This is a genomic window from Streptomyces sp. NPDC059668, from assembly GCF_042734135.1.
Lineage (GTDB): Bacteria > Actinomycetota > Actinomycetes > Streptomycetales > Streptomycetaceae > Streptomyces.
Window position 1 is genome coordinate 1 of sequence record NZ_JBHWEL010000112.1, and the last position, 21,385, is coordinate 21,385.

Sequence of the window (21,385 nt, forward strand, 5' to 3'; positions counted from 1 at the left end):
CCCTCCGCACCGCATGGAGGGGGCGGACCGTTCGGCGTGCGCGCCCGTGCACCGGCGGGGTTCGGCGACCGGAGAATTTTCCACACCGGGGACACCCGCCACCGCGCGGGACATGACGACGCTTCGTGACCCCCGGGAACTTTTTGGAATGCTTCGCATCGATTTCGCGGTGACACTCGACGGCGTGTCCCAAGGCTCCGCCCAGCTGCCGATTCGGCACGTGCCGGAGGCAGTGCCGGTGAACGGACGGTCAATTTCCGTTTTGACTCGCCCGTTTGGCGGGCGATCAGTAGCCTCAGCTCGAACACCGGATCGCCTACGCCGTCGACTACGCCTTGGAGAGATAGATGGAGCGTCCCGCCTGGGCCCCACGCAGCATTGACATCTCGGTGCCGAGCGTGTCCCGCATCTACGACTACTACCTGGGCGGTTCGCACAATTTCGAGGTCGACCGGGAAGCCGCCCGCAAGGCGATGGAGTTCATGCCCGGGCTGCCCAAGGTCATGCAGGCGAACAGGGCGTTCATGCGCCGCGCCGTGCGCTTCGCGGCGGACGAGGGCATCTCGCAGTTCCTCGACATCGGCTCCGGAATCCCGACCTTCGGCAACGTCCACGAGGTCGCCCGGGCGGCCCGCCCCGGAGCCCACGTCGTGTACGTCGACCACGACCCGGTCGCCGTCGCGCACAGCCAGGCCGTCCTGCGGGACATCGAGGACACGGACGTGGTCGCCGCCGATCTGCTCAAGCCCCAGGAGATCCTGGCGAGCCCCGAGGTGCAGCGGCTGATCGACCTGAACCAGCCGGTCGCCCTGCTGCTCGTTGCCATACTTCACTTCGTGGAGGACGCGGACGACCCGTACGCTGCGGTGGCCGAACTGCGCGACGCGCTCGCGCCGGGAAGCCTGCTCGTCGTCACGCACGCCTCGTACGAGGGGATTCCCCTCCCAGCCGAGCGGGCCGAGGGCGCGGTCGACGTGTACAAGGACATCCGCAACCCGCTGATCATGCGTTCGCGCGAGGAGATCGCGCGGTTCTTCGAGGGGTACGACATGGTGGAACCCGGACTGGTGCCGATGCCGATCTGGCGGCCCGACACCGCGCCCGAGGACGAGGATCCCTATTCCTTCTCCGGGTTCGCGGGCGTGGGGCGCACGGCGTGATCGCGGAGCCGGACGGGCCGGAGGACAGACTCCGCCGGTTCGCGACGATCTGGAGCCGGGCGGTCTTCCCGGTCACCTCGACCTCGCTGACGCGGCCCGAGTTCGAGCAGCAACTCGTACCGCTGGCACGGCGGTTGAGCGAGGCGCTGCGGGCCAGGACCTTCGAGGCGACCGAGGGACAGGCGGTCGGCGCCGCGATCGTCTCCGCGCACTGCACCGATCCCGAGGCGCTGAGCCGGACCCTCGACTGCGTGGACGCCTATCTGGTGCTCTACTGCGGCGAGGACGGACCCCAGGAGGCCCTGCGTACCCGCTCGGCACGCCTCCAGCACGCCATGGCCGCCGGATTCGCGCGGGCGCTGCGGGAGCGGACGCTCAGCGAGCAGGAGGCCATCTACCAGGCCGCGTTGAACGCGCGCAGTACGGTGGCCGAGGCACTGCACGCCAGTGAGGCCCGCTTCCGCGCGGTCTTCGAGGGCGCGGCCATAGGGATCGCCATCGCCGACCTCGAAGGCAACATCCTGCAGGCCAACGGAGCCCTTCTGCGGATGTTCGGCGGCTCCGAGCAGACGATGCGCGGACGCCGGGTCCCCGAGTGGACACACCCCGACGACGCGCCCCAAGTCTGGAAACTCTACGAGGAGTTGGTCAGCGGCGAGCGCGAGCACTACCACGTCGAAAAGGCCTTCTACCGGCCCGACGGCACCGCCCTGTGGACCAACCTGACGGTGTCCCTGCTGCGCGACCCGGACGGTGAACCGCAGTACCAGCTCGCCCTCATGGAGGACACCACCGAGCGCCGGCTGCTCAATCTGCGACTGCGCTACGAGGCCACGCACGACGCGCTCACCGGGCTGCCCAACCGGACCCTCTTCTTCGAGCGCCTGGAGAAGGCTCTCTCCGCGGGCGACGACCAGCGGTTCGGCCTGTGCTACCTCGACCTCGACGGCTTCAAGACCATCAACGACAGCCTCGGGCACGCGGCCGGGGACCGGCTGCTCGTGGAGGTCGCCGACCGGCTGCAGTCCTGCGCGACCGCGCCGGGCGAGATGGTCGCCAGGCTCGGCGGCGACGAGTTCGTGGCCCTCACCATCGGCCCCGACACGGAGCGCGAGGTCGACGAACTCGCCGGACGCATCATGAACGCCCTGGTCACCCCGATCAGCATCGACGGCCGCGAGTTGGCCGTGCGCGGGAGCATCGGCATCGTCGAGGGACCGGCGGGCGAACGCGGCCCGGCGGAGGTGCTGCGCAGCGCCGACATCACCATGTACCGCGCCAAGTCCGCGGGCGGCAACCGGTTCGAGCTCGCCGACCCGGAGGCCGACGCCCGCGCCATCACCCGGCACGGACTCACCACGGCACTCCCGGCGGCCCTCGACCGGGGCGAGTTCTTCATCGAGTACCAGCCGCTGGTGCGCCTCGGCGACGGCAGCGTGCACGGCGCGGAGGCGCTGGTGCGCTGGCTGCATCCGCAGCACGGCGTGCTCGGACCCGACCAGTTCATCCCGCTCGCCGAGCACACCGGACTGATCGTGCCGCTCGGCCGCTGGGTCCTGGAACAGTCCGTCCGGCAGGCCCGCCAGTGGCAGGAACGACATGCCGGGGCGGTCCCCCTGCGGATCAACGTCAACCTGTCACCGTGCCAGCTGACCCATCCGGGTCTGGTCCAGGACACCGTGGACATCCTGGAGCGCGAGGGGCTCGACGCCGGCGCACTGTGCCTGGAGGTGACCGAGTCCGCGCTGATCGGCGCCGACGACGACCTCCTCAAGCCGCTGCGCCGGCTCGCGGAGATGGGCGTGGACATCGCCCTCGACGACTTCGGCACCGGTTATTCGAACCTCGCCAACCTGCGCCGGCTGCCCGTGAGCATCCTCAAGCTGGACCGCTCGTTCACCCAGGGCATGCAGCAGTTCCCGGCGGACCCGGTCGACCTCAAGATCGTCGAGGGCATCGTCTCGCTCGCCCACAGCCTCGACCTCACGGTCACCGTCGAGGGCGTCGAAACGGGCGCCCAGGCCGAACAGCTGCGGATACTGGGCTGCGACACCGCCCAGGGGTGGTACTACGCCCGGCCCGGCCCGCCGGAGCGCCTGCACGAACTGGCCCTGGTCGACGCCGCCGGCTGAGGCTTCGCACGCGAGGTGGTCTCCTGGACGGGAGGCCACCGAGCGGCCCGGGCCAGGAGCGGGAGGCAGACATGGCGGACGAGCGGCCGATCGTCGGCCGGGAGACGGAGCTGGCCGAGCTGTCGGGGCTGGCCGCGTCGCCCGCCGGACGGGCCCTGCTTGTGCGGGGCGAGGCGGGCGTCGGCAAGAGCGTCCTGCTGGACGCGGCCGCGGCACGGTCCCTCGCCCTCGGGCACCTGGTCGTCCGGGCGGCCGGTGCGGAGGCGGAGTCGGAGCTGCCGTTCGCCGGCCTGCACCAGATCCTGCACCCGCTGCTCCCGCAGGCCGCCGGCCTCGACCGGGTCACCCGCGCGGCCTTCGACACCGTCTTCGGGCGTACGACGGGCGAGGCGCCCTCGGTGATGACGCTGGGCGTCGCCGTCCTCGATCTGCTGGCGCTGGTCTCCGGCGACAGGCCCCTGCTGGTGGTCGTCGACGACGCCCACTGGTTCGACCCGCAGAGCGCCGAGGTGGGCCGGTTCATCGCGCGCCGGCTGTCCGCGCACGCCGTCCGGATGGCGATCGGGGTACGGGCGGACGTCGCCTCCGCGTGGGACGCGGCAGGGCTCTCCGAGCTGACGGTCCCGGCTCTCGACGCCCGTTCCGCCGGCCTGCTGCTCGACGCGTACGCCCCGGACCTCGCCGAAGGCCCCCGCCACCAGGTCCTCGACCAGGCCCGGGGCAACCCGCTCGCCCTGCTGGAGCTGCCGCGCGCCCTGCGCGAGGGCACCGCCCACGACCCCGGGCCCGGCGAGCTCCCCCTGTCCCGGCGTCTCGAGCAGCTCTACGGCGACCGGATCAGGACGCTCGCCGCCGCCGAGCGCACCGAGCTGCTGCGCGGCGCCCTCGACGGCACCGGCGCGGCGCCGTCACCGGCCGACCGGGCCCGCTACCGGCTCAGCGGGGTCGACGGCGCGCTGGCCGCCGGACTGCTCACCGTGGACGCCACGACCGGCGACCCCGTCTTCCGCCACCCGCTGGTCCGCTCGGCGCTGGTGCAGTCCGCCACCCCGAACCAGCGGCGCGCCGCCCACGCGGAACTGGCCCGGCTGCACCACGCGGACATCGAGCGTCACGCCGTCCACCTCGCGGCCGCCACCGTCGACCCCGACGAGGCCGTCGCCGCCGTCCTGGAGCGCGCCGCCCGCTCCGCCACCGCCCGCGGCGCGGCGGCGTCCGCCGTCGCGCTGCTCACCCGCGCCGCCGAACTGAGCCCGGGGTCGGTACCGCGTTCCCGCCGCCTCGGCGACGCGGCCTTCGTGGCGGCGCAGTCCGCGCTCCTCGACCGGGCGCAGGAACTGCGGGAGGTCTCCGACCGGCTGACCGGCACCCACCGGTCGCCCACCGCCGTGATCACCTCGGCGTACGCGGCGCTCTACCGGGACGGCGACGTCCGCCCCGCGCACCGCCGCGTCGCCGCCGCGCTCGGGTCGCTGCCCGAGGACAGCGACCCGCAGACCCGCACCCGGCTGCTCAACCTGCTGCTCGCCATCAGTCTGTTCGCCGCCGATCCGGCCCTCTGGACGGTCACCGACGCTCTGGTGGACGCCGCCCCGGTCCCGCCGGCCACCGCGCTCTACCGCGACGCGTTCGGCGATCCGGCCCGGCGCGGGGCGGGCGCACGCGAGCGGGTCCAGGACGCGTTCGCCCGGCTCGGTGAGGAACAGCCGTGGGACGTCATGCGGCTCGGGGTCGCGGCCTACCACCTCGACGCGCTCGGCGACCATCGTCTGCTGGTGCGCCGGGTCGCCGACCGGGAGGCGGGCAGCGGGGCGGTCACCAACGCGATGACCCTGCTGCAACTGGTCATGCTCGACCAGATCGACAGCGGCGAATGGGACGCCGCCGAGCGCACCGGCAAGCGCGGCCTGGAACTCACCACCACCCACGGCTACGCGCTGTTCGCGCACCAGTACCACGGCTTCCTCGGACTGATCGCCGCCTGGCGGGGCGACACCGAGGGCGCCACGGCGGCGCTGGACCGCCTCGACCGCTGGGCCCGGCCGCGTGGTGTCGGCCACCTCACCCAGCTCGCCGAGGCCATCGGAGCCGCCGCACACCTCACCACGGGCGACTTCGAAGGGGCGTACGCCTATGCCGGCGGCCTCACCGCGCCCGGCACGTTCACGCCCTGCTCGCAGCAGGCCCTGCGCACCCTGCTGGACCTGGTGGAGTCGGCCGTGCACACCGGCCGCACCGAACAGGCCCGCGCGCACGCGGCGGCGGCCCGCGACCAGGGCCTGCCCGCGATCTCACCGCGCCTCGACTTCCTCACCGCCGCCGCCCTGGCGATGACCGCCGGCGACACGCAGGCGCGGGCCGCGTACGAGCGGGCGGTGTCCCACCCCGCCGGGGCGGAGTTCCCCTTCGAACTGGCCAGGGTGCGGCTCGCCCAGGGCATGTGGCTGCGCCGGGCCCGGGAACGGGCGGCCGCCCGGACCGTCCTCGAACAGGCGGCCGAGGTCTTCGACCGGCTCGGCGCGACGCCGTGGGCCCGGCGCGCCCGGGCCGAACTGCGCGCCGCCGGAGCGGGCGCCGCGCCCAGCGCGCACGGCGCGTCCGCGGCGCTCACCGCGCAGGAGCGGCAGATCGCCGAACTCGCCGCGAGCGGACTGAGCAACAAGGAGATCGGCGCCCGGCTCTTCCTGTCGCCGCGCACGGTCGGAGCGCACCTCTACCGGGTGTTCCCGAAACTCGGCATCTCCTCGCGGGCCTCGCTGCGGGACGCGCTGGCGGGGAACTCCGCAGGGGCTGGATGAGTCCCGGCCGGGACTCGTCCAGCCGGGCCGCACAGCCGTGCGCCGGAGGCCGTCGGCCGGTGACCGCGTCGGCGGGTCGCCGTACCCGCCGGCCGGTGGCCGCGGGCGCCGGCCGGTCACCACAGTCATTCGACCGATGCGGCGCGCCTGACCGCCAGGGGAGTCTGGACGCGTCGCGCCACCCCCGGAGGCGGCCCCGAGCAGTCCAGGAGAAGGCCATGTCCGACTCACGCACCCCCGTCGTCCTCATCCACGGCCTCTGGCTGCACGCCACCTCGTGGCAGCCCTGGGCCGACCTGGCCGACGCCCACGGATACGCGCCGCTGGCCCCCGGCTGGCCCGGGGAGGCCGCCACCGTCGCCGAGACGCGGCGCCACCCCGAGGCCGTCGCGGGACTCGGCATCGACGAGGTCACCGCGCACTACGCCGGGATCATCCGCGCCCTGGACCGTCCACCGGTGCTCGTCGGGCACTCCTTCGGCGGCCTGATCGCACAGAAGCTGCTCGGTGCGGGCCTGGGCCGGGCCGCCATCGCCATCGACCCCGCCCAGATCAAGGGCGTCAGGGCGCTGCCCCCGGCGCAGTTGCGCGCGGGCCTGCCCGTCCTGGGCAACCCGGCGAACCGGCGCCGCGCGGTCTCGCTGACCGCCGCGCAGTTCCGGTACGGCTTCGGCAACGCGCTGGAGCGGACCGAGTCCGACGAACTGTACGAGCGCCTCACCATCCCCTCGCCGGGCCGGCCGCTGTTCCAGGCGGCGTTCGCCGGCTTCGCACGGCGCTCCCCGGCGGCGGTGGCCACCGGCAACGCGGACCGCGGGCCGCTGCTGCTGATCTCCGGCCAGGCCGACCACACCGTCCCCGACGTGGTGACCCGCTCGGCGTACAAGCTCTACGGCGACTCGCCGGCGGTCACCGAACTCAAGCAGTTCCCCGACCGCGGCCACTCCCTGACCGTCGACCACGGCTGGCGCACGGTGGCCGACCACGCCCTGCGGTGGCTCGACGACCAGGGGATAGCGGGCCGGGACACCTCCCGCCCCTGACCGTCGCGGCCCCAAGTCCCCTCCACGTAGGTACCCCACCCATCCGCACCACATCGGGCGCCCATCGAACCGGGCCCCACAGCACAGGAGTTGAGAAGAATGAGCACGGAACTTCAGGGCCGGACCGCCATCGTCACCGGTGCCAGCAAGGGCATCGGACTGGCCATCACCCAGGCGCTGGCCGCAGCGGGCGCGACGGTCGTCGCCGGGTCCCGCACGACGACGGACGCGCTGGACACGCTGGTCAAGGAGGGCCCGGTCACCTGGGTCCCGGTCGACCTCGCCGAACCGGGCGCCGCCGAACGCCTGGTCGCGGCGGCCGGCGGACGCGTCGACATCCTCGTCAACAACGTGGGCGCCGCGCCCGCCCGCACCGGCGGGTTCCTCTCGGTGACCGACGAGGACTGGCGGCGTACCGTCGACCTGAACCTGCTGACCGCCGTACGGGTGACCAGGGCCGCCCTCCCGGTGATGCTGGCCGCCGGTCACGGTTCCGTGGTGACGGTCGCGTCGGTCAACGCCACCCTGCCCGACCCCCTGGTGATCGACTACAGCGCGGGCAAGGCCGCACTGGTCGCCTTCTCCAAGGCGCTGTCGAAGGAGGTCGGCCCGAAGGGCATCCGGGTCAACACGGTCAGCCCGGGTCCGGTGGAGACCGAGCTGTGGCTCGGCGGCGGGGGAGTGGCCGAGACCGTCTCGGCCGCCGCCGGGATCACCCCGGACGACGTGATCGCGCAGGTGTCCGGGGCCACCGTCACCGGCCGCTTCTCCCAGCCGTCCGAGGTCGCCGAACTGGTCCTCTTCCTCGCCGGTGACCGGGCCCGCAACATCACCGGCAGCGACCTGGTGATCGACGGCGGCTTCATCCCGACACGGTGAGCACCATGCCGGCGTGGTGACCGGTCCGGTTCAGCGCTCCAGCAGCATCCGCTGAAGTTCCCGGGCGGCCCGCGGCGGCGCCACGTCGCTGCGGTGCGCGAGCGCGATCGTCCGGTGCAGTCCGGGCGGGGCCAGCGGGGTGACCCGCAGTCCCCGCCCGGACCGCGTCGCGATCATGCGCGGGACGACGGCCACGCCGAGGCCCGCGCGCACGAAACCCAGTACGGCGTCCATCTCGCCGCCCTCCACCGCGAAGTCCGGCTCGAAGCCCTCGGCGCGGCAGGCGGCCACCGTCAGTTCCCGCAGGTCGTAGCCGTGCCGGAACATGACCATGCGTGCGCCCTCCAGGTCGGGGATGCGGACCGTACGGCCCCCTCCGGGCGAGGGCGACTCCGGCGAGGACACCACCACCAGATCCTCGCGCAGCAGTTCCACCGTGGTCAGCGCCGGGGACGGAGTGGGCAGCGGGAGCACGACCAGGGCGAGGTCCAGGGCGCCGCGGGCGAGCTCACGGACGAGGTCGTGGGAGCCGCCCTCCTCGATCAGCAGCCGGATGCCGGGATAGCGGTCGTGGAAGGCGCGCAGCACATCGGGCAGCAGTCCGGTGCAGACGCTCGGGGTGGCGCCGAGGCGGACCCGGCCGCTGCGCAGCTGGGCCAACTCCTGCACCTCGTGCCGGGCCGTGTCGGCGTCGGCGAGGATGCGGCGGGCCAGCGGGAGCAGTGCCTCGCCCGCGTCGGTCAGGGTGATGTTGCCGCGCGCCCGCAGGAAGAGATCCGCCCCCAACTCCCTTTCCAGCGACCTGATCTGCTGGGAAAGGGACGGCTGGGCGACATGGACCAGTTCGGCGGCCCGGGTGAAGTGCCGGGTCTCGGCGACCGCCACGAAGTACTGGAGCTGCTGGAACTGCACCCCACCACGATAGGCCACCCCTATCGAAACGAGCCACACCATGTCTTGGACCGATCGGCACCTCGCGATCTAGCGTGCTCAGTCATGGCACTGGCAACGCGGACGGACCGACGACCGTCCTTGACCCGCACCGTGTGGGACAGCTCGCTCGGGAAGAAGACCGTGATGGCGGTGAGCGGCCTGATCATGCTGCTCTACCTGGTCGTCCACATGCTCGGCAACCTGAAGATCTTCTTCGGGGCGGGCGATTTCAACCACTACGCGCACTGGCTGCGCACCATCGGTGAACCGTTCCTGCACTACGAGTGGGCCCTGTGGATCATCCGCGTGGTCCTGGTCGTCGCCGTCGTCGCGCACGCCACCGCCGCCTACCAGCTGAGCCGCCGCGACATCCGGGCGCGCCCCAGCCGGTACGTCCACAGCAAGGCCCGGTCGAGCTACGCCACCCGCACCATGCGCTGGGGCGGGATCATCCTCGGCCTCTTCATCGTCTGGCACCTCCTCGACCTGACGACCGGCACCGTGCACTCCGGCGGCTTCCAGTCCGGACACCCGTACCAGAACGTCGTCGACACCTTCTCGACCTGGTACGGCGACGTGATCTACATCGTCGCCATGCTCGCGCTCGGCCTGCACATCCGGCACGGCTTCTGGAGCGCGGCACAGACCCTGGGCGCCGGCAGCCGCACCCGCGACCGCGCCCTCAAGACCCTCGCCAACGTCCTGGCGCTGGTGCTGACCGCGGGCTTCATCGCCGTACCCGTGGCCGTGATGACCGGAGTGGTGAGCTGAACATGACCGCATCGTCCGCATACACCGACTACACGACCGGTGAGCCCGTCGCCGACGGCAAGGCCCCGCAGGGCCCGATCAACGAGCGCTGGGACACCCGCCGCTTCGAGGCCAAGCTGGTCAACCCCGCCAACCGCCGCAAGCACCGGGTGATCGTCGTCGGCACCGGCCTCGCGGGCGGCTCCGCCGGCGCCACACTCGCCGAACAGGGCTACCACGTCGTCCAGTTCTGCTACCAGGACTCGCCCCGCCGGGCCCACTCGATCGCCGCCCAGGGCGGCATCAACGCGGCCAAGAACTACCGCAACGACGGCGACTCCGTGCACCGGCTGTTCTACGACACCGTCAAGGGCGGGGACTTCAGGGCCCGGGAGTCCAACGTCCACCGGCTCGCCCAGATCTCCGTCGAGATCATCGACCAGTGCGTCGCCCAGGGCGTGCCCTTCGCCCGTGAGTACGGCGGCCTGCTCGACACCCGCTCCTTCGGCGGCGTCCAGGTCTCCCGCACCTTCTACGCCCGCGGCCAGACGGGCCAGCAACTGCTGCTCGGCGCGTACCAGGCACTGTCCCGCCAGATCGCCGCGGGCACCGTCGAGATGCACCCGCGCACCGAGATGCTCGACCTGATCGTCGTCGACGGAAGGGCCCGCGGGATCGTGGCCCGCGACCTGGTCACCGGCCGCGTCGAGACGCACTACGCCGACGCGGTGGTCCTGGCCAGCGGCGGTTACGGCAACGTCTTCTACCTCTCGACGAACGCCATGAACTCCAACGCCACCGCGGTCTGGCGGGCCCACCGGCGCGGCGCCTACTTCGCCAACCCCTGCTTCACCCAGATCCACCCCACCTGCATCCCGCGCACCGGCGACCACCAGTCCAAGCTGACGCTGATGAGCGAGTCGCTCCGCAACGACGGCCGCATCTGGGTCCCCAAGGCCGCCGGCGACACCCGCCCGCCGAACGAGATCCCCGAGGACGAGCGCGACTACTACCTGGAGCGCATCTACCCGTCCTTCGGCAACCTGGTGCCCCGCGACATCGCCTCCCGCGCCGCGAAGAACGTCTGCGACGAGGGCAGGGGAGTGGGCCCCGGCGGCCAGGGCGTCTACCTGGACTTCGCCGACGCCATCGGGCGGATGGGCAAGGCGAAGGTCGAGGAGAAGTACGGCAACCTCTTCGACATGTACGCCCGGATCACCGCCGAGGACCCGTACACCGTCCCGATGCGGATCTACCCGGCCGTGCACTACACGATGGGCGGCCTCTGGGTCGACTACGACCTCCAGACCACCATCCCCGGTCTGTTCGCGATCGGCGAGGCCAACTTCTCCGACCACGGAGCCAACCGCCTCGGCGCCTCGGCGCTGATGCAGGGCCTCGCCGACGGCTACTTCGTGCTGCCGTCCACGATCAACGACTACCTCGCCCGCCACCCGCACCACGAGGAGGTCACCGACGAACACCCCGCCGTGCAGGAGGTGCTGGCGGAGACCGAGGACCGGCTCCGGCTGCTCCTCGCCGTCGACGGCGACCGCACCCCCGACTCCTTCCACCGCGAGGTCGGCGAACTCATGTGGGAGTTCTGCGGCATGGCCCGTACGGAGACGGGACTGCGCAAGGCCCTGGAGCGGATCCCGCAGATCCGCGAGGAGTTCTGGCGGCGCATCAAGGTCCCGGGCACCGGCGAGGAGTTCAACCAGTCGCTGGAGAAGGCCAATCGCGTCGTCGACTACCTGGAGCTCGCCGAACTCATGTGCCTCGACGCACTGCACCGGGCGGAGTCCTGCGGCGGCCACTTCCGCGAGGAGTCCCAGACCCCGGACGGCGAGGCGGAGCGCCGGGACGAGGAGTTCTCGTACGCGGCCGCCTGGGAGTTCACCGACACCGGCGCCGCACCCGTCCTGCACAAGGAAGACCTCGTCTTCGAGTACGTACACCCCACCCAGCGGAGCTACGCATGAAGCTCACCCTGCGCGTCTGGCGCCAGAAGAACGCCGACGCAGACGGAGCGATGTCCACCTACCAGGTGGACGACATCTCGGCCGACATGTCCTTCCTGGAGATGCTCGACACCCTCAACGAGGAGCTCATCCTCAAGGGCGAGGACCCGGTCGCCTTCGACCACGACTGCCGCGAGGGCATCTGCGGCGCGTGCTCGCTCGTCATCAACGGTGACGCCCACGGTCCCGAGCGCACGACCTCCTGCCAGCTGCACATGCGGTCCTTCCAGGACGGCGACACGATCGACGTCGAGCCCTGGCGCGCCGCCGCCTTCCCCGTCGTGAAGGACCTCGTGGTCGACCGGTCCGCCTTCGACCGGATCATCCAGGCCGGCGGCTACATCACCGCCCCGACCGGTGCCGCGCCCGAGGCGCACGCCACGCCCGTGCCGAAACCGGACGCCGACCTCGCCTTCGAACACGCCGAGTGCATCGGCTGCGGGGCGTGCGTGGCGGCCTGCCCCAACGGCGCGGCGATGCTCTTCACCTCCGCGAAGATCAACCACCTGAACGTCCTGCCGCAGGGAGCACCCGAACGCGAGACACGGGTGCTCGACATGGTCGCGCAGATGGACGAGGAGGGCTTCGGCGGCTGCACCCTCGCCGGGGAGTGCGCCACCGCCTGCCCCAAGGGCATCCCGCTGGTCTCCATCACCAGCATGAACAAGGAGTGGCTGCGAGCCACCCGCAAGGCCGGACGGCGCTGACACCGAGAGGCACTTGTTCACAGAGCGTTCGCCGGACGGGTGCGGACGGGCGGGGCCGGGAGTGGTGCTCATCCCCGGCCCCGTCTCGCACACGGGGGCAGCCCCTGGCATTCAACATCCCCACATCCCGGCTCCTGGCACAGGTCACGCGCACGCCAACCGGTATCGGAAGAACAGGAGCGCGCGGACCGCACCGAAACGGCCCGCCGCCGCACCGCCGAACCGGCCCGTGACCAGGAGAGTGCCATGACCGGCGTTTCCACCCTCGACAGCCCCCCGCAGCCGATGGCCCCCACCCGCTACACCGTCTCCCTCGCCCGCTCCGAGGAGGACGTCCGGGCCGCCCAGCGGCTGCGCCACGACGTCTTCGCGGGCGAGATGGGCGCCCTGCTGACCACTCCGCAGCCGGGCCTCGACGTCGACTCCTTCGACGCCTACTGCGACCACCTGCTGGTCCGCGACACGCAGACGGACCAGGTCGTCGGCACCTACCGACTGCTGCCGCCGGACCGGGCCGCGGTCGCCGGCCGGCTCTACTCGGAGAGCGAGTTCGAACTCGGCCCGCTCGACGCCATCCGCCCCGGACTCGTCGAGGTCGGCCGCTCCTGCGTCCACCCCGACCACCGCGACGGCGCGGTCATCGGCCTCATCTGGGCGGGCATCGCCCGGTACATGGTCGACGGCGGCCACGAATGGCTCGCCGGCTGCTGCTCGATCCCGCTCGCCGACGGCGGCGCGCTCGCGGCGGGCACCTGGGACCGGGTGCAGGCCAAGTACCTCGCGCCCGAGGAGTACCGGGTACGGCCGCGGCTGCCCTGGTCCGCCGAGGGCGTCGCCCGCCCGTCCCGCACCGAGCTGCCCCCGCTGCTGTGCGGCTACCTCCGGCTCGGCGCCTGGGTCTGCGCCGAACCCGCGCACGACCCGGACTTCGGCGTCGCCGACCTGTACGTGCTGCTGTCGATGCGGCGGGTCGACCCGCGCTATCTGCGGCACTTCCTCTCGCTCGTACCGGCCTGATGACGCTCACCGACGCCGGGGTACGGAGCGTCTGGCTGCCCAGCGCGCCCTGCACCCCGGTGGCCTGCGTGGAACGCACCGGATCCGTCACGGCCGTACCCCGGGCCGTGCTGCGGCTCACCGCGGTCGTCGCCCTGCTCGCCGTCGGCGCCGCGCTCTGCCCGGTCGGCGGACGGATCCCGTCCCGGGTGGTGCGGGCCTGGGCCCGCGGCGTCGCCCGGGCGGCGGGCGTCCGGGTCCGGATCACCGGCGCCGCCGCACCCAGCGGCGGTCTGCTGCTGGTCGCCAACCACATCTCGTGGCTGGACATACCGCTGCTCGCCGCCGTCCGGCCGGCCAGGATGCTCGCCAAGTCCGAGATCCGGCAGTGGCCGGTCGCGGGCTTTCTGGCCGCGCGCGGCGGCGTGCTGTTCATCGAACGCGACCGGCTGCGCGCCCTGCCGGGCACGGTCGCGCACATCGCCGGGCTGCTGCGCGACGGTGCCGCCGTCGTGGCCTTCCCCGAGGGCAGCACCTGGTGCGGCAGAGCGCAGGGGCACTTCCGGCGGGCCGTCTTCCAGGCGGCGCTGGACGCCGGGGTGCCGGTCCAGCCGGTGCGTCTGCACTACCGGTTCGCCCGGGGAGCGGCCAGCACCGCGCCCGCCTTCGTCGGGAACGACTCCCTGCTCGCCTCGCTGTGGCGGGTGGCCTCGGCGCGCGGGCTGGTCGCGGAGGTCGAGGTGCGGCCCGCGCTCGCGCCGGGCAGCCATGCCGACCGACGGGACCTGGCCCGCGCGGCACAGGGAGGCCCGCACCCCTACGACGCCCTGGCTCCGACACCCGCGCACCACTGACGAACCGTCACCGACCGGCGCGTCTCCCGGCAGGCACCCGGGAGGGTACGACCCCGCGGGACCGGCCGTCGCCACCGCGGACGGCGGCCGACCCGGCCTCCCGGGCCTCCCGGGCTTCCCGGGGCACCTTAGGGTTCCTGACCGCGTCCGCCCCGCTCGTCCCGGCCGCCCCGCTCGTCCCGGCCGGTCCGGTCGCGCACGGCCGGACCGGCGAGCGCGCGGGCGAGATAGGGCGCCGTCGTGCTGCCCGCCGCCCTCGCGACCTCGGCGGGCGGCCCCACCGCCACGATCCGGCCGCCGGCCTCCCCGCCGCCCGGCCCCAGGTCGATCACCCAGTCGGCGCCCGCGACCACCGCCATGGTGTGCTCGACGACCACGACGGTGTGCCCCGCGTCGACCAGTCCGTGCAACTGGCGCGTCAGCACCTCGACATCGGCCGGATGCAGCCCGGCCGTCGGCTCGTCGAGGAGGTAGAGCGTGTGTCCCCGGCGGATCCGCTGCAACTCGCCGGCCAGCTTGATGCGCTGGGCCTCGCCGCCGGACAGCTCGGTGGCGGGCTGGCCGAGCCGCAGATAGCCGAGCCCCACGTCGAGGAGCGTGGTGAGGCTGCGGACCACGGCCGGGGTGTCGTCGAAGAACTCCGCCGCGGCCTCCACCGTCATGTCCAGCACCTGCGCGATGTTCCGTCCGCGGTACGTCACTTCGAGCGTCTCGGGGTTGTAGCGCGCCCCGCCGCAGTCCGGGCACGGCGCGTACGTGCTCGGCAGGAAGAGCAGCTCGACACTCACGAACCCCTCGCCCTGGCAGGTCTCGCAACGACCGCCGGCGACGTTGAAGGAGAAGCGCCCGACACCGTAGTTCCGCCGGCGTGCCGCCTCGGTCCCGGCGAACACCTTGCGTACGACGTCGAAGAGTCCCGTGTACGTCGCCAGATTGGAGCGCGGGGTACGCCCGATGGGCCGTTGGTCGACCGAGACGACCCGTCCGACCCCCTCCAGTTCCTCCGTCACCTCGCCGACGAGCGTGGACTTGCCGGAACCGGAGACACCCGTGACGGCGGTGAACACGCCGAGCGGGATCTCGGCGGTCACGCCCCGCAGGTTGTGCCGGTGCACCGGACCGACCTTCAACTGCCCTCGCGGGGGCCTGACCTCACGCACCGGTGCGGGTGAGCGGTCGAAGAGGAAGCGGGCCGTGGCCGACTCCGCCACCCCGGCGAGCTCCGCCACCGGACCACTGTGCAGTACCCGTCCGCCGTGCTCGCCCGCCCGTGGACCGACGTCGACGAGCCAGTCCGCGGCGCGCACGACGTCGAGGTGGTGCTCGACCACGAACACCGAGTTGCCCGCCGCCTTCAGCCGGTCCAGGACGGTGAGCAGGGCCTCCGTGTCGGCCGGGTGCAGGCCGGCGGACGGCTCGTCGAGGACGTAGACGACACCGAACAGTCCGGACCGCAACTGCGTGGCCAGCCGCAGCCGTTGCAGTTCTCCCGCGGAGAGGGTGGGCGTGGCGCGGTCGAGGCTGAGATAGCCGAGGCCGAGTTCGAGGACCGGGGCGATGCGCGCCCGGAGGTCGTCCGTGAGCACCCGGGCCGTCTCCCCCTCGGGGCGCAGTGTCCCCGCCAGTTCGGCCAGCGGCAGCGCGGCGAGCTCGGCGATCGTCCGCCCGGCGAAGGTCACCGCCAGGGCCTCGGGGCGCAGCCTGCTGCCGCCGCACACCGGGCACGGGGCACTGCTGAGGAACCGCTCGGCCCTGGCCCGCAGCGTCGCGCTCTTCGAGTCCGAGAAGGTCTTCATGACATAGCGCCGCGCACTCATGTACGTGCCCTGGTAAGGGCGTTGGATGCGTTCCGCGGTGCGCACCGGATGCACGGTGACGACCGGCTGCTCGTCCGTGAACAGGATCCACTCCCGCTCCCCGGCGGGCAGTTCGCGCCAGGGGCGGTCCACGTCGTGACCCAGCGCGTCGAGCACGTCGCGCAGGTTCTTGCCCTGCCAGGCACCGGGCCACGCGGCGATCGCGCCCGCACGGATCGACAGCGAGGGATCCGGCACCAGCAACTCCTCGCTCGTACCGTGGACCCGTCCGAGCCCGTGGCACTGCGGACAGGCTCCGGCCGCCGTGTTCGGCGAGAAGGCGTCCGAGTCGAGGCGTTCGGCGCCGGCCGGGTAGTCGCCGGCGCGGGAGAACAGCATCCGCAGGGAGTTGGAGAGGTGGGTGACCGTGCCGACGGACGAGCGCGAGGTGGGCGCCGAACGGCGCTGCTGGAGCGAGACCGCGGGCGGCAGCCCGGTGATGTCCCCGACCTTCGGCGCCCCGACCTGGTGGATCAGCCGCCGTGCGTACGGTGCGACCGACTCGAAGTAGCGCCGCTGGGCCTCCGCGTAGATCGTCCCGAACGCCAGCGAGGACTTGCCCGAGCCCGAGACACCGGTGAAGACGGCGAGGACGTCCCGCGGAATGTCGACGTCCACGCCGCGCAGGTTGTGCTCACGGGCGTTCCGCACACGGACGTAGGGGTCGTGAGGGCCGTGCGGATCGGACATCGACGGGACTCCTGAGACGGTCTGTGACCCGGGGGCGGACGGGGAAGGGGCAAACCACACCATTCTAGGCCTGGGTGAGTCCCACGGCCCGGGCGAGCCCGCGGAAGGAGTCCAGCAGGGCCCGCCGGTCGTAGGTGCTCGTCGTGACGAGCACCTCCTGCGCGCCCGTCTCCTCGATCACCGCCGCCAGCTCCTCGGCGACCCGCTCCCCGGTTCCCGCGAGCCGGCCGGTGAGCCCGGACTCGTAGAGGTCCCGCTCCTTGCCGGTCATCGTCAGGCCCTCGACGCGCTCGGCGGGCGGCAGGGGCGGGAAGGTGCCGTGCGTGCGCGAGTACGCCATCGACCAGGCCTCCGGGATCAGCAGCCGGTGCGCGTCCCTCTCGGTCGCCGCGACCGCTACCGCGCCGGAGACGACGACATAGGGCTCGCGTGCCCAGTCGGACGGGCGGAACGCCGCACGGTAGCGATCTATGCCACGCCGCATCCTGTCCCGGTCGCGGAGGTCGCCGATGACCAGCGGAAGACCGGCCCGCGCCGCGATGTCCGCGCCCTCGCCCAGGGCGAGCACGAAGGGCGGCACCGTCAGTCCCTCCGCCGGCCGGGCGTGCACCCCGGTCGGGGACGTGCCGCGGAACCAGCCCAGCAGCTCGTCGAGCTGGGCCGCGAAATCGGCGGACTCGGCGGCGTCCCTGTCCCGTCCCAGTGCCCTGCGCACCCCGGCCGTGAATCCGACGGAGCGGCCGAGACCCATGTCGATCCGGCCGGGGAAGAGAGCCTCCAGAACCCCGAACTGCTCCGCCACGACCAGGGGTTGGTGGTTCGGCAGCATCACTCCGCCGGTGCCGACCCGGATGGTCCGGGTGGCGGCGGCGACCGCGGCGGCCAGTACCGTCGGGGCGGACCCGGCGACACCGGGCACGCCGTGATGCTCCGAGACCCAGAACCGGTGGTAGCCGAGCCGCTCGACCTCCCGGGCCAGCCGCACGGTGTCGCGCAGCGCCTCGGCGGCGTCGTGCCCCTCGCGGGTGCGGGAGCGGTCGAGGACGGAGAAGCGCACACGCGCCCCGGCCCGGCCCTGCTCCCACGAGGTGCCCCGCCGCTCCGGTCCGTGGGTCACCTCCCCGGTGGGAAGGGCGCCGGCCCCGGTCTCGGTCTCGCTCTTGTCCGTCGTCACCGTGCTCACCCTCCGCTGCGCCTTCCATGATCCGCCCGCTCTCCGGGACGGGCAAGGCCAGGGTGATCTCCGCGATGCGGGTGGGCTCGTGAACCCTCGCGGCTTCTGGTCCAACACCGGGGCCGCCGTGGTGTTTCCGTGGTGCTACCGACGGTAACAACACGGGTGTCGCAGCAACACCGGCGGCGTCTCCCGCACCTCACGTACCTCCTACGGAAGGCAGCCCATGGAGAATTCAGTGTCCCCCACCGTGATCAGCAGACGCCGGGCCCTGACGGCGGCGGGCGGTGTCCTGGCCGGTGCCGCCCTCGCGGCGCACACGGCACCCGCCTTCGCCGCCGGGTCGTCGGACGCGGACGCGATCGTCGTCGGCGGCGGCCTGGCCGGTCTGGTCGCGACGGCCGAACTGGCCGCCGCGGGCCGCAAGGTGCTGCTTCTGGACCAGGAGCCCGAGACCAACCTGGGCGGACAGGCCTTCTGGTCCTTCGGCGGCCTCTTCCTGGTCGACTCCGACGAGCAGCGGCTGATGGGCATCAAGGACTCCCGGGAACTGGCCTGGCAGGACTGGCTGGGGGCGGCCGGCTTCGACCGCGGGGTCGGGGACCCGACCGGCCAGGACCACTGGGCCCGCAAGTGGGCCGAGGCGTACGTGGACTTCGCGGCGGGGGAGAAGAGGTCCTGGCTCTACGGGCTGGGCGTGCGGTGGTTCCCGATCGTCGGCTGGGCCGAGCGCGGCGGCGGCCTCGCGGACGGGCACGGGAACTCGGTCCCGCGCTTCCATGTCACCTGGGGAACCGGTCCGGCCGTGGTCGAGCCGTTCGAGAAGCGGGTACGGGCCGCGGTCGCGGAGGGAAAGGTGGCCTTCAGGTTCCGGCACCGCGTCGACGAGATCGTGCGCACCGGGGGCGTCGTGACCGGGGTCCGGGGCGCGGTCCTCGAACCGAGCAACGCCGCGCGCGGCAAGGCCAGTTCGCGCACGGTGGTCGGAGACTTCGAACTCCGCGCGCCGGTCGTGATCGTCACCTCGGGCGGCATCGGCGCCAACCACGACCTCGTACGGCGGAACTGGCCGGCCCGGCTCGGCACCCCGCCCAAGTTCATGGTCACCGGCGTGCCCGCCCATGTGGACGGACGGATGCTCGGGATCACCGAGGCGGCGGGCGGCCGCATCGTCAACCCGGACCGGATGTGGCACTACACGGAGGGTCTCAGGAACTACGACCCGATCTGGGCCAACCACGGCATCCGCATCCTGCCGGGACCGTCGTCGATGTGGTTCGACGCCACCGGCAAGCGCTTCTCCGCCCCCGACCTCCCCGGCTACGACACGCTCCACACCCTGAAGTCGATCACCGACACGGGCTACGACTACTCCTGGTTCGTGACCACCCAGAAGATCATCGCGAAGGAGTTCGCGCTCTCCGGCTCGGAGCAGAACCCGGACCTCACCAACAAGGACGTCTGGATGCTGCTCTCCCGCATCTGGCAGACCCCCGAGCCCATCGAGAAGTTCAAGAAGAACGGCGTCGACTTCGTCGTCGCCGCCACGCTGTCCGAACTGGTCACGGGGATGAACAAGCTGACCGGGGACGGACTCATCGACCTCGCCGACCTCAAGCGGCAGATCGACGCGCGGGACCGGGAGATCGACAACCCGTACTCCAAGGACGTCCAGGTCATGGGGATCCGCAACGCGCTCGCCTACACCGGGGACTCGCTCAGCCGTACCGCGCCGATCCACAAGATCCTGGACCCCGGCGCCGGACCGCTGATCGCCGTACGGCTCAACATCCTCACCCGCAAGACCCTCGGCGGTCTGCAGACCGACCTCTCCGGCCGCGTCCTGAACGCCACCGGCACCCCGGTTCCCGGGCTGTACGCGGCCGGTGAGGTCGCGGGATTCGGCGGCGGGGGAGTACACGGATACCGCTCGCTGGAGGGCACCTTCCTGGGCGGCTGCCTGTTCTCCGGGCGCCAGGCGGGACGGGCGGCGGCCGCCGCGATCTGAACCCGGCGCACGGACCGCCGGCGGCGCCCCCTCCGGCCGGCGGTCCGTACGCCGCGCTCCCCGCGCGTCCCATGCGCCGCGCTCCCCGTACGCCGTGCGCCGCGGTCGCCGTGCGCGGCGCTCCTCGTACGCCGCTTTCCGCCGTCGGTCCGTCCGCCGATCGGCGGAGGCCGTGCGACTAAGGGAACCGCGATCGGGAAATGGCATTCCGGAGCCCTTGCCGACCAGCTCACGCGGTCGCGGTGGCAGGAACGGCCCCACCCCCACGAAACGCAGGAGTGCGCATGCAGTACGTGAAGCTCGGTTCGACGGGTCTGGACGTGTCCCGGATCTGCCTCGGCTGCATGAGTTTCGGGGTGCCCGGCCGGGGGACACACGAGTGGACCCTCGACGACGAGGCGTCCCGCCCGCTGATCCGCCGCGCGCTGGAGGCCGGCATCACCTTCTTCGACACGGCGAACGTCTACTCCGACGGCACCAGCGAGGAGATCGTCGGCCGCGCGCTGGCGGAGTTCGCCCGGCGCGACGAGATCGTCATCGCCACCAAGGTCAACGGCGCGATGCACGAAGGCCCCAACGCGCGCGGCCTGTCCCGCAAGGCCGTCATGACCGAGATCGACAACAGCCTGCGCAGGCTGGGCACCGACTACGTGGACCTTTACCAGATCCACCGCTTCGACCCCGCCACGCCCGTCGAGGAGACGATGGAGGCCCTGCACGACGTCGTGAAGGCCGGCAAGGCCCGTTACATCGGGGCGAGTTCGATGTACGCCTGGGAGTTCTCCAAGGCGCAGTACACGGCCCTGCTGCACGGCTGGACCCGGTTCGTCTCCATGCAGAACCACTACAACCTCCTCTACCGCGAGGAGGAGCGCGAGATGCTTCCCCTCTGCGCGGACCAGGGCGTCGGCGTGCTGCCCTGGAGCCCGCTCGCCCGTGGCCGTCTCACCCGTGCATGGGACGTCACCACCGAACGCAGCAGGACCGACGAGTTCGGCAGGAAGCTCTACCAGGAGGGTGACCGGGAGATCGTCGACGCGGTCGGCCGGATCGCCGCCGAGCGTGACGTCCCGCCCGCCCGGATCGCCCTCGCCTGGCTGCTGCGCGGCGCCACCGTGACCGCTCCCGTCATCGGCGCCACCAGGGCGGGGCACATCGACGACGCGGTGGCCGCCCTCGACGTGGAACTCACGGAGAAGGAAGTCGGGGAACTGGAGGGGCCGTACACGCCCCGCGCGATCAGCGGTCACTGATCCGCGCGCCCGGTCCGTTCGCCACGCCCATTTCCTCGGTGGGGCAAAAGTATTGCGCGCATGAGCGGGGCTCCGGACGGGTGATGAATCCGGTGCCGCCTTCGCAAGGGTCCGGTGGCCTCAATTGGGAG

15 protein-coding genes are annotated in these 21,385 nt (G+C 72.5%); 12 read left to right on the plus strand and 3 right to left on the minus strand.

The window, feature by feature from the left end; translation table 11 throughout:
- Nucleotides 1-347 precede the first annotated feature (347 nt).
- The 5 genes from ACFV2J_RS40320 to ACFV2J_RS40340 all read left to right on the plus strand — a co-directional run bounded on the left by ACFV2J_RS40320 (nt 348) and on the right by ACFV2J_RS40340 (nt 8,012).
- Complete coding sequence (locus ACFV2J_RS40320) at nt 348-1,160, plus strand: SAM-dependent methyltransferase (RefSeq protein ID WP_385096362.1); 813 nt, start codon at nt 348-350, stop codon at nt 1,158-1,160.
- Nucleotides 1,157-3,292: a putative bifunctional diguanylate cyclase/phosphodiesterase gene (locus tag ACFV2J_RS40325; protein WP_385096359.1), complete on the plus strand. Its 2,136-nt coding sequence runs from the start codon at nt 1,157-1,159 to the stop codon at nt 3,290-3,292. Before ACFV2J_RS40320 ends, ACFV2J_RS40325 begins: the two co-directional genes overlap by 4 nt.
- A gap of 71 nt (nt 3,293-3,363) precedes the next feature.
- Nucleotides 3,364-6,090 (plus strand): AAA family ATPase, encoded by a 2,727-nt coding sequence (locus ACFV2J_RS40330; RefSeq protein ID WP_385443449.1) that lies wholly within the window; start codon nt 3,364-3,366, stop codon nt 6,088-6,090.
- A gap of 218 nt (nt 6,091-6,308) precedes the next feature.
- The gene (locus ACFV2J_RS40335) at nt 6,309-7,133 is read left to right on the plus strand and encodes an alpha/beta hydrolase (RefSeq protein ID WP_385097461.1); all 825 of its coding nucleotides are present in this window, start codon (nt 6,309-6,311) and stop codon (nt 7,131-7,133) included.
- Between the two features lie 99 nt (nt 7,134-7,232).
- Nucleotides 7,233-8,012, plus strand: a complete 780-nt coding sequence (locus ACFV2J_RS40340; RefSeq protein WP_385443452.1) for an oxidoreductase — start codon at nt 7,233-7,235, stop codon at nt 8,010-8,012.
- Between the two features lie 30 nt (nt 8,013-8,042).
- On the opposite strand, the gene ACFV2J_RS40345 is transcribed toward ACFV2J_RS40340, so the two are convergent.
- Nucleotides 8,043-8,924, minus strand: coding sequence for a LysR family transcriptional regulator (locus ACFV2J_RS40345; protein ID WP_385443455.1), 882 nt, complete (start codon nt 8,922-8,924; stop codon nt 8,043-8,045).
- 120 nt (nt 8,925-9,044) lie between these two features.
- Here ACFV2J_RS40345 and ACFV2J_RS40350 point away from each other — a divergent pair, with 120 nt between their 5' ends.
- The 5 genes from ACFV2J_RS40350 to ACFV2J_RS40370 all read left to right on the plus strand — a co-directional run bounded on the left by ACFV2J_RS40350 (nt 9,045) and on the right by ACFV2J_RS40370 (nt 14,273).
- Nucleotides 9,045-9,716, plus strand: coding sequence for a succinate dehydrogenase (locus tag ACFV2J_RS40350; protein ID WP_385092923.1), 672 nt, complete (start codon nt 9,045-9,047; stop codon nt 9,714-9,716).
- A 2-nt stretch (nt 9,717-9,718) separates the two neighbouring features.
- Nucleotides 9,719-11,677, plus strand: coding sequence for a fumarate reductase/succinate dehydrogenase flavoprotein subunit (locus ACFV2J_RS40355; RefSeq protein WP_385092908.1), 1,959 nt, complete (start codon nt 9,719-9,721; stop codon nt 11,675-11,677).
- Nucleotides 11,674-12,423, plus strand: coding sequence for a succinate dehydrogenase/fumarate reductase iron-sulfur subunit (locus tag ACFV2J_RS40360; RefSeq protein WP_385092911.1), 750 nt, complete (start codon nt 11,674-11,676; stop codon nt 12,421-12,423). Before ACFV2J_RS40355 ends, ACFV2J_RS40360 begins: the two co-directional genes overlap by 4 nt.
- Nucleotides 12,424-12,669: 246 nt before the next feature.
- Nucleotides 12,670-13,440 carry a GNAT family N-acetyltransferase gene (locus ACFV2J_RS40365; RefSeq protein WP_385443459.1) on the plus strand — a complete coding sequence of 257 codons (771 nt, stop codon included), beginning with the start codon at nt 12,670-12,672 and terminating at the stop codon, nt 13,438-13,440.
- Nucleotides 13,440-14,273, plus strand: a complete 834-nt coding sequence (locus tag ACFV2J_RS40370) for a lysophospholipid acyltransferase family protein (protein WP_385092917.1) — start codon at nt 13,440-13,442, stop codon at nt 14,271-14,273. The genes ACFV2J_RS40365 and ACFV2J_RS40370 overlap by 1 nt, the downstream gene beginning before the upstream one ends.
- A 128-nt stretch (nt 14,274-14,401) precedes the next feature.
- Here ACFV2J_RS40370 and ACFV2J_RS40375 read toward each other — a convergent pair whose 3' ends face one another.
- Nucleotides 14,402-16,819, minus strand: coding sequence for an ATP-binding cassette domain-containing protein (locus ACFV2J_RS40375; RefSeq protein ID WP_385092921.1), 2,418 nt, complete (start codon nt 16,817-16,819; stop codon nt 14,402-14,404).
- 64 nt (nt 16,820-16,883) lie between these two features.
- Nucleotides 16,884-17,876, minus strand: coding sequence for an MsnO8 family LLM class oxidoreductase (locus ACFV2J_RS40380; RefSeq protein ID WP_385443465.1), 993 nt, complete (start codon nt 17,874-17,876; stop codon nt 16,884-16,886).
- A gap of 343 nt (nt 17,877-18,219) precedes the next feature.
- Between ACFV2J_RS40380 and ACFV2J_RS40385 the strand changes: the two genes are divergently transcribed.
- Nucleotides 18,220-20,001 carry an FAD-binding dehydrogenase gene (locus ACFV2J_RS40385; protein ID WP_385097371.1) on the plus strand — a complete coding sequence of 594 codons (1,782 nt, stop codon included), beginning with the start codon at nt 18,220-18,222 and terminating at the stop codon, nt 19,999-20,001.
- A gap of 284 nt (nt 20,002-20,285) precedes the next feature.
- Nucleotides 20,286-21,254, plus strand: coding sequence for an aldo/keto reductase (locus ACFV2J_RS40390; protein WP_385098449.1), 969 nt, complete (start codon nt 20,286-20,288; stop codon nt 21,252-21,254).
- Nucleotides 21,255-21,385: the final 131 nt, after the last annotated feature.